This window comes from Methanocorpusculum bavaricum DSM 4179 (assembly GCF_000430905.1).
Classification (GTDB): Archaea; Halobacteriota; Methanomicrobia; order Methanomicrobiales; family Methanocorpusculaceae; genus Methanocorpusculum; species Methanocorpusculum parvum.
Genome location: NZ_AUMX01000003.1, coordinates 113,174 through 124,218 on the forward strand (window position 1 = coordinate 113,174; position 11,045 = coordinate 124,218).

Sequence of the window (11,045 nt, forward strand, 5' to 3'; positions counted from 1 at the left end):
AAACTTTCTTATCATACAAAGCTATCTTATACTACAATGAAGATAGGGATTCTCGGTTCAGGACTTGCGGGATTGTCAGCCGGCTTGCAGCTTGCTGATGATCATGAGGTCGTTATTTTTGAAAAAAATACAGTTCCCGGCGGCTGTATGTCCTCTCAGACCTACAACGACACCTATACTCTCGAAACCCTCTATCACCACTGTTTTTCCGGCGACAAAAATCTGTTTTCCCTTCTGGATGAACTCGGTCTGAGATCCGATCTCATCTGGCTGAAAGGTTCGACCGGATATTACATGAACGGAAAACTCCACCCGCTCACAACGCCTCTGGAGATCCTGAAGTATCCCTGCCTGACATTTTTCCAGAAATGCAGGCTCGGACTCTTTGTGATCAGTTCACGAAAGATCGATCTTGCTCCGCTTGACAAAATCACGGCAAAAGAGTATCTGTATGAGAAAGTAGGAGAGGATATCTATAATGCGTTCTTCGCCCCCCTGCTCACCAGTAAATTCGGATCGATGAAAAATGACGTCTCGGCCGCCTGGCTTATGAGCAGGATCGCTATCCGCTCCGACAGGGGATCTGAAGGGGAGAGGCTCGGCTATCTGAAAGGAGGATGGCACAGGCTGATCGATGCGATGACAGAAAAACTCCGGGAGAAAGGAGCGGAGATCAGACTCGGCACCCCGGCGACCTCGCTTGCGAGGATAAATGAAAAATGGCAGATCAACGGCGAAAAGTTTGATGCCGTAATTTCCACGCTCCCGCCTCAGGTGACAAACGCGTTAATGGGAAAAACATCAGACAAACTCCCAAATCTCATGTATCAGGGAGCAGCATGCATGACCTTGGGTCTTGCCCGTGATCCGGCAAACGGCATCTACTGGACCAATATGGGAGATCCGGCCCCCTACGGTGCCGTGGTCACGCACACGAATTTCGTCCCGTTCGAATGGTATGGGGAACATGTGGTGTATCTTGCCTCCTACTTTAAAGATGAACCGGACGGGGGACTGAAAGACCGGATGATTGATGACTTCTGCAGACGTTTTTCTATAGATAAAAGCGAGATCCGTCACGCAGACCTGTACATCGACAGATTTGCCGGCCCCGTATATGTTACGGGATATAAAGATGCGATCCCTCCGGCAGATCTTGGAAACGATCTGTTCATCGCAGGAATGTTTTCCCCGGAAAACTATCCGGAAAGAAGTATGGAGGGATCGATTCTGGCGGGTCTCAATGCTGCAAAAATATTAGAGGAGAAAAATCTTTGAACCGCGTATCCGTCACCGCAGTCCTTCCTGTCTTCAATGATGTGGAAGCTTTGAAGACAGCCATTCCAAAATCCATTGAGACGCTCGAAGCGTACGGAAAATCCTTCGAGCTGATCATCGCAGAGGACGGCAGTACCGACGGAAGCCGCGAGTGCGTGGAGGAGTGGGAGAAAAAAGATCCGCGGGTCCGGCTGCTCCACTCAGACGAACGGCAGGGGAGAGGCAGGGCATTGAACCGGGCGCTTGCAGAATCATGCGGCGAGATTTTCTGTTATTATGATGTCGATCTGGCAACTGACATCAGCCATCTTGCAGAACTTCTCGATCACATAGAAGACGGAGCTGACGTCGCGACCGGATCACGCCTGATGAAAGACAGCAGCATCGTTCGAAGCGGCGACCGTGAGATCGCGAGCCGAGGCTATAATTTTCTGGTCAGGCTGTTCCTCGGCAGCAAACTCAATGATCATCAGTGCGGATTCAAAGCCTATAGATCCGCAGTTCTTTTGGAACTCGTGCAAAAGATCCAGGCCCCTCACTGGTTCTGGGATACGGAATCACTCGTCCTTGCACAAAAAGCCGGACTTCGGGTCGATGAGTTCCCGGTGATCTGGCGGCAGGGACCGGGAACGACCGTCAGATTCAAAGATGTGAGCAATATGGGAAAAGACATCCTGAAGATGTGGTGGAGACTGCATGTGGAAAAAAGTTAGTGCCGTTGTCATTCCAACGGTGATCGCGGCTTCTCTGCTCGGGTACATGCTTTTTCGCGTCTGGGATGAACTCCAGGGAAATCTCGAAAATATTCTTGAATCCCTGGTCCCTACCTGGCTGATCGCAGCGGTAGGCATCTGTGTTCTTGCGTGGTTTCTCCGGGGTTTTCGATACAAATACATTGTCAAACGCCTCGGAACAGAGATAGGCGTCATCTTTTCCACTGCATCCATCTATGTTTCCCAGACGGCAAACCTGATCATCCCGGCACGCCTCGGCGACTTTGTCCGGATGTTCATCCTCAAACACGAGAAAGGGATGCCCTATACGAAGGGATTCACATCGCTCATCGCTGAACGGGTGTATGATATTCTCGTACTGGCAGTTCTCGGATTGTGTTCCCTGCCGGTTTTGATCAGTCTGATCCCAAAAGAGTATGCATGGTTTATCTGGCTGATCATCTTTGTCCTGATCGCCGGCATCGCAGGAATCGTCATTCTTCTGCTCGCCAGATGGATGCATGCCAAAAACCGGATCCTGCAAAAGATCCTGGAGATCTTTGCACAGTTCAGACAGGTCTCCTCCACACCGGCATCCCTTGGGATCCTCTCGGGAACATCTGCTGTTATCTGGATGATGGATGTTCTCACCTGTTATCTGGTATGTATGATGTTGTCCGTTGAAGTTCCGTTCATGCTGGTCCTTCTGGCGATCGTGATCGGCAATCTCATAAAAGCCGTGCCGATAACCCCGGGAGGAATAGGAACGTACGAAGCAGCCCTTGCCGTAGTTTTTGAGATGGGGGGCGTTGTGCCGTTCACAGCCTTTTTGATCGCAGTGATCGACCATCTGATCAAAAATCTGGTCACGCTTGCCGGAGGTCTGATCTCACTCTATTACTTCGGCGGCTGGTCGGTGACGCTTATGAAAAAACTCTTCAAAGGCAGCACAGAACAACTCAAGGAAGAGAATGGCAGCCGTTGAATCCCAGATACTTACCGTTATCCTCTGGCTGATCATTATCAAATTCAGCCAGATCACTGTTTATCCCTATCTGAAACCTGCGCTCGGATCGATTTCCTACGGACTTGCATACCCGGTCGGGATCCTTTTACTGACGCTCGGGTCATGGTATCTTGGTCTGGCAGGCCTTCCGGTCCAGCTTGTTTTGCTGATGTTTGCCGTACTTGGGGGATTTGCGTTCTACAAAAAACAGTATGAGCTGGCCGACCTGAAATGCATGGTCCGCTGGGACATTGTTTTTCTTGCTGCATTCGCGCTTCTGCTGACCGTCCGCTGGTTCTCGCCCGGGATCATTCCGTCCGGCGAGCGGTTTATGGATGCGGCATTTCTTGGAAGCATCATGCTTGATCCGACCGTGACGCCGGCCGATCCCTGGTTTGCCGGAGAGAGCCTGAGCATCTATTATTATCTCGGACACTGGATGATGGGGGTGTTAGGGATCCTGGCGATGGGATCGAACACCGTTGTCTTTAATCTGATGATTCCAACTGTGTTTGCCCTCGCGGCAGTTTCAGCCTACGCGATCGGCGTTCTGCTTCTGAAACGTCATCAGTGGTTCCCGATCCTGGTCCTCATCATCCCGAATGCTGCCCTGATATGGCACGCATTCACCGGAAAAGGAGTGATCGATGCATGGTGGGCATCCACACGGGTTATCGGAGAGGGGGCAACCATCAATGAGTACCCCCTCTTCTCGTTTTTATGGGGGGATCCCCATGCACATCTTCTCGCATGTTTCAATCAGCTGGTGTTCATCTGCCTGCTGGCCGTGATGATAACCAGATGGCAGGATCTGAAAGGCTGGGGAAAGTATCTGCTGATTATCCTTCTTTCCCTCTCACTTGGGACGATGCCTGCCATGAACTCCTGGGACGTCCTGATCTATGCAGCGGTGTATCTCGTTACAGCATGTCTGGTCTGGTGGAGGGTCGACCGGCATCAGGTCAGAAAACTTCCGCCGTTTTTGCTTGTTCCGGTCCTTTCGCTTCTCTCCTACGCGCCGTTTTTATATCAGATGCTCACGGCCGGTGAGTCAAGCGTTCAGGGATTTTATCTTGTGACGACCACATCGCCGGTGATCGAGTTTCTCGGCGTGTATCTGTTCTTCTTCGTGATCTTTGGGATCTACGGATATTCTGTTCTGAAAAAATATCCCTGGGTGATCGCACTTCCGATCCTATTCTGGCTGTCCGGCTATGCATCGCTTGGACTTGCGGTCTTTTTGATCATCCTTCTCCTGGGGAAAAAATCCTGGCGGCCTGAGATCATCTTTGGGGTGGTCGGACTTTCCATCCTGGTTTTTCTGGAGATATTCTATCTCAGGGACTTTATGGGTGATACCTACTATCGGATGAACACCGTCTTCAAATTCGGATTCTGCGCATGGTTCTTCCTTGGTATCTCCTCACTGCTGATCCTTGGAAACTGGTTCAAAAACCTCTTTGCATCGGTGGATACGAAAAAGATCTGGGCGGCAGGATGTGCGGGAGTCATCTGTTTAGCGGTGATTTTTGCCGTTGGAGGAATCAATCTTGGCTATCCCGGCGGAACGCTGGACGGAGCAGCCTGGCTTTCCGTATCCCATCCGGCGGATTATGAGGGGATCGGATTTCTGCAGAAGACGGCGGACCCTTCGTCTGTCGTGGTCGAAGCAGCCGGGACTTCGTATACGTACGGATCCAGGGTCTCGGCGGTGACCGGTTTGTCTACGATCATCGGATGGACGGGTCATGAGGTCGGGTGGCGGAGCGGTATCGGGGATATTTCTGCAAGGATAGCGGACGTGCGTGCGATCTACGAAGACCCGACCAAAACGATCAGTCTGATGGAAAAATACGGAGCAACATACCTGTTTGTCGGCGAAACGGAACAGGAGATGTACACGATCGATCTCCCTCCGGAGGATCTCGAGAATGTATTCTCAGCAGAAGGTGTGGATATCTACCGGATCAGATAATGAGGCCCCTTCCTGATCACCGGAATTTTCAGCGCGGTAGAGAGGATGGAAAATGACGGAGCTTTTTCTTTCAAAAACCAGAAGACCGGTTTTTTTAAACCAGGCACCGGCGTTTTACGGAATAAAATAGCCAATCCCCTCCCCTAAGCGGGATTTATCCCGGGAAAAAGATGGGATATAACGTCGTTGCTTAAGGGGAGAAGAGCATATCTCTCTGGCATGGAGGAGCATTCTTTCGTGACGTTCATCCATATCTTTATCTCAAATTCAGACCCATAAATATAGTTACGCCAGCAACGGTTACCCCGTACGGGGGGAACAAATCGGGATATCTCCTGAGACTGTTTTGTACCTACCAGTATGACCGCTGATGAGCGATGACAGAGGGTAAAACCTCTCGAGTGAAGTGAGTAATTATGGCAAAGATTTACCAGAAGTTTGAAGTCCCAGAAGAACTTCAGAACAAAGCACTTGAAGCTCTTGAGCTTGCACGTGACACCGGAAAGATTAAGAAAGGCGCAAACGAGGCAACCAAGGCCGTCGAGCGTGGAATTGCAGCTCTCGTCTTAATCGGCGCAGACGTTGCACCCGAAGAGATCGTCATGCACATCCCCGGACTTGCAGACGAGAAGGAGATTCCGTTCGTTTTCATCAACAAGCAGGCAGACATCGGAGCCGCATGCGGCCTTGACGTCGGATGCACTGCAGTAGCAATCGTTAAAGTCGGCAAAGGCAAAGAGCTCGTAGGAGATCTTGCCGGTCAGATCAAGGCACTGAGAGGATAATTCCATGCCTGATGATGCAACGCCAGCAGAAGTAATCGAGGTCATCGGCCTTACCGGAATGCACGGAGAGGCATCCCAGATCAAATGCCGTGTCCTTGATGGCTCAAACAAGGGGCGTATCATTACCCGTAACACTTTCGGACCTATCCGTGAGGGTGACATTCTGATGCTCCTTGAAACGGAACGCGAAGCAAAGAAACTTTCCAGACGGTGACGAAAATGGTGGATACATATACCTGCAGCTACTGCGGAAAGCAGCTTGAACCCGGAACCGGGAAGCTCTTTGTGAGAAAAGACGGAGCAGTCTTCTATTTCTGCTCATCGAAATGCCAGAGCAACTATAAGCTCGGCAGAATCCCCAGACGTGTAGCCTGGACCGCAGCAGGTCGCAAGGCACGCGGTAAGGAGTGATTTAATTTATGGAACGCACCTTTGTGATGATCAAACCCGACGGTGTCCAGCGCGGACTTGTCGGCGAGATCCTGTCACGCTTTGAAAACAAGGGATTCAAACTCGTAGCCGGAAAATTCGGCGTTCTTGCTGAATCAATTGTTGACAAGCATTATGAGGAACACCTCGCAAAACCCTTCTACCCGGGTATGAAAGCATACATCACGAGTGGACCGGTCTTCCGTTTTGTCCTCGAAGGTGAGAATGTAGTTGCAACGGTTCGTAAAATGAACGGTGCAACCAACCCGACAGAAGCTAACCCCGGCACGATCCGCGGCGATTATGCTCTGTCGATCGGCAAAAATGTCATTCACGCAGCAGACTCTCCCGAGAGTGCGGCCCGCGAGATCGGCATCCACTTTACTCCGGCCGAACTTGTCTCTTACACTAAGATCGACGAGTCCGAGCTTTACGAGTAAGGCCGTATATCTGAGATATAATCTCAGCCAATCTTTTTTGCGCTGCTTTTGCCGATGAGTTTTTTGAATGAAGAGGGGACCCGCTTCAGAGAAAAAAAGCTGTATCAGCTTTTTTGAAAAAAAGAGAGAGTTATCTTCGCAGATAGTCATAGGCCGACAGAAGAGCTTTGACTCCTTCGCCGACGGATGCTGCGATCTGTTTTGCTTTGATGGAGGTCGCATCGCCGGCAGCAAAAAATCCCGGGATGTTTGTTGTGCAGTCGATATCGATGAGGATCTCTTTATTTGGATTCATGGCTGCAAAGCCTTCGAAGACCGAGGTGTTCGGGTCAAGACCGATCCCAAGGAATACGCCGTCGACGGGAAGTTTTTGTTCAGCTTTTCCCAGAAGGGCAGATACCCCGCCGGTTTTTTGCAATATGACATACTCAAGAAACTGACCGCCGCCAAACTCCGATATGGTATATCCCTTATGCAGGACCACGTTCTTCTTTGTTTTGAGCCGGTCGATGAGCACTTTGTCCGCTTTGAGCTGACTGCGAACGATCAGGTGGATCGTTGACGCGATGTCGCTTAGTTCGATTGCCATGTCGACGGCAGTATTCCCGCCGCCAAGGATGCCGACGACTTTGTCTTTGTACAGCGGACCGTCGCAGACAGTACAGATCGCAACACCTTTGCCGAGATACTCGGTCTCGCCTTTCGCTCCCGAGAGACGCGGAGACCTTCCAGTGGCCGCTATGACCGCCTTTGCAGTGTAGCGTCCTCCGGCCAGTGTTTCGATAAAGAAGTTCTCCCCGGTTTTGGAAATGCCGGTGACCACATCGTCAACAAAAATCCCTCCGGATTTTACCGTATGATCATAGATCTTTTTCATCAGCTCTTCGCCGGAGACATCCGGAACGCCGGGATAGTTTTCCACGACATAGCTTTGATTGACCATGCCGCCAATAGATCCGGCGAGCACGATCATGTCCATCCCTTTTCGGGCGCCGTACATCGCGGCCGAAAGACCTGCTGCCCCTGCACCGATCACTACCAGATCATGATATACTGCAGATACAACCGGACTTTTCTTTTCCGGTTCCTCTCCTTTGAGAATTTCCATGATCTTTCTGGTGTCGTCACCGACCACGATCTTGTCGCCGTCGATAATTGTGACCGGGACCCCCCGCTGCCCGGTTATTCTGATCATTTCGGCAGCGGCGTTTTGATCGGCGCCCACATCGATATTGGTGTAAGCTATATGCTGATTATCAAGGTAGGTTTTCAGTGCTTTACAGTGTGGACAGCCTGAGAGCGAGTACACAACCACTTCATGAGACATAAGCAAACATTCTGATTTTAAAGGATTAATACTATTGGTTCCAGACACCCGGAGATGAAAAAAGAGGGGAAGAGTTAATGATATTTTTTGATTTTACGTGTCTCTGATGAGACGAGGGCCTCATCCATCTCCAGCGGGGTCAGGGTGTCGATTTTTTTCACTCCTATTGCGTGAACGACATAATCTCCTGCAAAGGCAAATCGTCTGACGATCATCCCGACGACCTGCACATTGTCCCCGACCCTGACATTGATATCAAGAGGGGTGGACCGCTGGGCAGTGATGGTTCCCGACCCGTCAAAGATCTTATATCCCGGGCGGTTGAGGAGCGTACCTTTCACACTCTGGACGACACCTTCGATGCGGACGGGTTTGCCTGCCATGGAAGGGCCGAGCTGTTTTATCCTGCAGGGTTTTGATTCAGCTTCGTATTCCGGGAGAAGTCTGAGATACTGACTTCCCACACTGTAACTGTTCACCAGAGGAATGATCAACAAACACAGAGAGAGCGGGATACCCCAGTAGAGGAACATACCGTCGCCAGTTGCAAAAAATGACCAGACAAAGAGTGCGAGGAAAAATATCACTACAATATAGTGCATTGGAGCCAAGCTGATTTTTACGCCTTTTATTTTCATAAGATACACCAGTCTTTAGTGATAGTGCTATTTCTTAGGTTAAATAGATGCATGTCTTGTATGATGCAGGAAAAGAAAAAGAGATGGTTTGGATAAGATGCGTGGAATCACGCTGAACTTATCTTATTTTGCTTCGCAGAGTGCACAGATTTCTGACTTGTAGCAGTAGTAGTAGATGATTGCCATGAAGATGACAGCACCAACGATGTTACCAAGGGTAGACCAGATGATGTTGTTCGTCCACATACCGACCCAGTTCAGGTTCTCAACTGTGTTTCCGGTAAATCCGTTTGTCAGGATTGCGGCCGGGATGAAGTACATGTTTGCAACACAGTGTTCAAATCCGGAGGCAACGAAGGCCATGATCGGGAACCAGATTGCAAAGATCTTGGATATGACTTCATCAGCTGCGAGGGCGAGGAAGATAGCAAGGCAAACGAGCCAGTTACAAAGGATACCCTTGAAGAAGACAGAGAGAATGCCCATTGCTCCGGTGTAGGAAACCTTGGCAGCTCCGATAGCGATAGCACGGGTACCAAATGCGGTGACCGTGGCAACGCCTGCTGCGTCCCATGCGGTGTACGGACCATAGGTGACAAGGAATGCCATGAAGACGGATCCGATAAGGTTACCGATGTAGACAACAACCCAGAGATAAACAAGCTTGCCGATACCGATCTGTCCCTGAAGAAGTGACATCGGGGCAAACATTGCGTCACCGGTAAAGAGTTCTGCTCCGGTTAAAACAACGATAATTAAACCAACTGGGAAAAGAGCACCAGTTACGAACTGTCCTAAACCTGCGCCCCAGACTGCTGCGACACCGGTCGATCCAACTGTTGCAAGGGCAGCACCCATTGCAATATACACACCTGCAAGAAATGCGCGAACCAGCATGTTGAATGCTGGAAGGTTGCATTTACCTTTGCCGGCCGTTCCAATTTTGACGCATACCTGCGCCGGACTGAATGTGACCATAAATAAACACCTCACAACCCTGCCGGGAAAATACCTGACCGGGTTGCGTTATTTTCAGATTGGAGTAGTTCCTATTTAAATCATACCAAATGATATGAAGAATCATGATAAACTGAGAGGACATAAATTTTATCAGGTTAACTACATTAAACAAAATAACTGTTTAAGTAAATTTAAATATATTGACTCATTGGATTTTCCCGAATGCGCGGAAAACACAGTGAGAAAATAAGCGCCGGGAAACTGACGAAACAAAAACCTTATTTACATTCCATCATATCCGGCAAAATCCGCCCGAGATCCGCATCGCTCAAACGAAAAAAATACTGTCTGTCGAAGATGAACAAGGGCCGATAGAAAAGGAGGTATTGTGAAAGTACTCCTGGAAAAGTATCCAGGCACATCTATTTCTCAGGTAATTTATCATGATCCCAAGCGTTTGAATGCAAAGACGCTTCGCGCGCGAAGAAAAAAGAGGAACGATCCCGTTTTCGCTCCTCCTCTTTTCTGAAAAAGCCGGCGCATTCCACCGTTGACAAGACAAAAGAAAAATGAGAGTGAAGAGAGAAAAAGCGGCTATGCTTTGCCCCTCGTGGTTTCTGCACATAACGTGCAGATCTCCGACTTGTAACAGTAGTAATAGACGATCGCCATGAAAACCACTGCTCCAACGATGTTGCCAAGCGTTGTCCAGATGACGTTGTTCGTCCACATCCCGACCCAATTCAAATTATCTACGGTGTTTCTGGTAAAACCGTTCGTGATGATCGCTGCAGGGATGAAAAACATGTTTGCAACACAGTGTTCGAATCCCGAGGCCGCAAAGGCCATGATCGGAAACCAGAGAGCGGCGATCTTCGATATCACATCATCCGCGGCAAAACCGAGGAACAACGCAAGACACACAAGCCAGTTACAAAGAATCCCTTTGAAGAAACAGGAGAGAAGGCCCATCGTTCCGGTGTAGGCGACTTTGGCCGACCCTATCTGGATCGCACGAAGACCAAAACTCGTCACCGTTGCGGCGCCGAGCGCATCCCACGAAGAATATGGCCCGTAACTGACCAGAAACGCCATGAACACGGATCCGATAAGATTGCCGACATAAACGACAACCCACAGATAAATGAGTTTGCTCATTCCTATATGACCCTGAAGGATCGCCATCGGAGCAAACATCGCATCGCCGGTAAAAAGTTCTGCGCCGGTGAATACGACCAGCATCAGCCCAACCGGGAAGACCGCACCTACGATGAATTGAGCGATCCCCGGGCCGAAAATGTTTGCAACACCGGTCGAACTTACTGTTGCAAGCGTAGCGCCCATTGCCACATAGGCGCCGGCAAGAAATGCACGAACCAGCATATTCAATGCCGGAAGACTGGTTTTTGTAACACCAGCGGTTCCAATTTTTACGCAAACCTGCGCAGGACTGAATGTAACCATAATTTTACCCCATTCACAATTCAGTCATAA

The 11,045-nt window shown here is 49.8% G+C and carries 12 protein-coding genes; 8 read left to right on the forward strand and 4 right to left on the reverse strand.

What is annotated here, in order from left to right:
- Positions 1 to 36 precede the first annotated feature (36 nt).
- The 8 genes from H575_RS03600 (at position 37) to ndk (ending at position 6,626) form a co-directional block, all read left to right on the forward strand.
- The gene (locus H575_RS03600) at positions 37 to 1,278 is read left to right on the forward strand and encodes an NAD(P)/FAD-dependent oxidoreductase (protein ID WP_042698052.1); all 1,242 of its coding nucleotides are present in this window, start codon (positions 37 to 39) and stop codon (positions 1,276 to 1,278) included.
- Entirely contained in the window at positions 1,275 to 1,991 is a 717-nt protein-coding gene (locus H575_RS03605; protein WP_042698055.1) for a glycosyltransferase, read from the forward strand. Before H575_RS03600 ends, H575_RS03605 begins: the two co-directional genes overlap by 4 nt.
- Complete coding sequence (locus H575_RS03610) at positions 1,975 to 2,976, forward strand: lysylphosphatidylglycerol synthase transmembrane domain-containing protein (protein ID WP_042698057.1); 1,002 nt, start codon at positions 1,975 to 1,977, stop codon at positions 2,974 to 2,976. The genes H575_RS03605 and H575_RS03610 overlap by 17 nt, the downstream gene beginning before the upstream one ends.
- Positions 2,963 to 4,972, forward strand: coding sequence for a DUF2298 domain-containing protein (locus tag H575_RS03615; protein ID WP_042698060.1), 2,010 nt, complete (start codon positions 2,963 to 2,965; stop codon positions 4,970 to 4,972). The genes H575_RS03610 and H575_RS03615 overlap by 14 nt, the downstream gene beginning before the upstream one ends.
- A gap of 416 nt (positions 4,973 to 5,388) precedes the next feature.
- Positions 5,389 to 5,757 carry a 50S ribosomal protein L7Ae gene (gene rpl7ae, locus H575_RS03620; RefSeq protein WP_011833864.1) on the forward strand — a complete coding sequence of 123 codons (369 nt, stop codon included), beginning with the start codon at positions 5,389 to 5,391 and terminating at the stop codon, positions 5,755 to 5,757.
- 4 nt (positions 5,758 to 5,761) lie between these two features.
- Complete coding sequence (locus H575_RS03625) at positions 5,762 to 5,971, forward strand: 30S ribosomal protein S28e (protein WP_011833865.1); 210 nt, start codon at positions 5,762 to 5,764, stop codon at positions 5,969 to 5,971.
- 5 nt (positions 5,972 to 5,976) lie between these two features.
- Entirely contained in the window at positions 5,977 to 6,168 is a 192-nt protein-coding gene (locus tag H575_RS03630; RefSeq protein ID WP_042698067.1) for a 50S ribosomal protein L24e, read from the forward strand.
- Positions 6,169 to 6,176: 8 nt separating this feature from the next.
- The gene (ndk, locus tag H575_RS03635) at positions 6,177 to 6,626 is read left to right on the forward strand and encodes a nucleoside-diphosphate kinase (protein ID WP_042698069.1); all 450 of its coding nucleotides are present in this window, start codon (positions 6,177 to 6,179) and stop codon (positions 6,624 to 6,626) included.
- A 130-nt stretch (positions 6,627 to 6,756) separates the two neighbouring features.
- On the opposite strand, the gene H575_RS03640 is transcribed toward ndk, so the two are convergent.
- The 4 genes from H575_RS03640 to H575_RS03655 all read right to left on the reverse strand — a co-directional run bounded on the left by H575_RS03640 (position 6,757) and on the right by H575_RS03655 (position 11,015).
- Positions 6,757 to 7,953 (reverse strand): FAD-dependent oxidoreductase, encoded by a 1,197-nt coding sequence (locus tag H575_RS03640; RefSeq protein ID WP_042698071.1) that lies wholly within the window; start codon positions 7,951 to 7,953, stop codon positions 6,757 to 6,759.
- Between the two features lie 74 nt (positions 7,954 to 8,027).
- Positions 8,028 to 8,555: a hypothetical protein gene (locus tag H575_RS03645; protein ID WP_052319946.1), complete on the reverse strand. Its 528-nt coding sequence runs from the start codon at positions 8,553 to 8,555 to the stop codon at positions 8,028 to 8,030.
- Positions 8,556 to 8,714: 159 nt separating this feature from the next.
- Positions 8,715 to 9,569, reverse strand: a complete 855-nt coding sequence (locus H575_RS03650) for a formate/nitrite transporter family protein (protein WP_042698074.1) — start codon at positions 9,567 to 9,569, stop codon at positions 8,715 to 8,717.
- 576 nt (positions 9,570 to 10,145) lie between these two features.
- Complete coding sequence (locus H575_RS03655; protein WP_042698077.1) at positions 10,146 to 11,015, reverse strand: formate/nitrite transporter family protein; 870 nt, start codon at positions 11,013 to 11,015, stop codon at positions 10,146 to 10,148.
- Positions 11,016 to 11,045: the final 30 nt, after the last annotated feature.

Excerpts from the sequence above, each read along its gene's own strand:
- H575_RS03640 (WP_042698071.1), bottom strand. The coding sequence starts at position 7,953 with ATGTCTCATGAAGTGGTTGTGTACTCGCTCTCAGGCTGTCCACACTGT.
- H575_RS03655 (WP_042698077.1), bottom strand. The coding sequence starts at position 11,015 with ATGGTTACATTCAGTCCTGCGCAGGTTTGCGTAAAAATTGGAACCGCT.
- H575_RS03600 (WP_042698052.1), top strand. The coding sequence starts at position 37 with ATGAAGATAGGGATTCTCGGTTCAGGACTTGCGGGATTGTCAGCCGGC.
- H575_RS03610 (WP_042698057.1), top strand. The coding sequence starts at position 1,975 with ATGTGGAAAAAAGTTAGTGCCGTTGTCATTCCAACGGTGATCGCGGCT.
- H575_RS03650 (WP_042698074.1), bottom strand. The coding sequence starts at position 9,569 with ATGGTCACATTCAGTCCGGCGCAGGTATGCGTCAAAATTGGAACGGCC.
- H575_RS03645 (WP_052319946.1), bottom strand. The coding sequence starts at position 8,555 with ATGCACTATATTGTAGTGATATTTTTCCTCGCACTCTTTGTCTGGTCA.
- rpl7ae (WP_011833864.1), top strand. The coding sequence starts at position 5,389 with ATGGCAAAGATTTACCAGAAGTTTGAAGTCCCAGAAGAACTTCAGAAC.
- H575_RS03615 (WP_042698060.1), top strand. The coding sequence starts at position 2,963 with ATGGCAGCCGTTGAATCCCAGATACTTACCGTTATCCTCTGGCTGATC.
- H575_RS03630 (WP_042698067.1), top strand. The coding sequence starts at position 5,977 with ATGGTGGATACATATACCTGCAGCTACTGCGGAAAGCAGCTTGAACCC.
- ndk (WP_042698069.1), top strand. The coding sequence starts at position 6,177 with ATGGAACGCACCTTTGTGATGATCAAACCCGACGGTGTCCAGCGCGGA.
- H575_RS03625 (WP_011833865.1), top strand. The coding sequence starts at position 5,762 with ATGCCTGATGATGCAACGCCAGCAGAAGTAATCGAGGTCATCGGCCTT.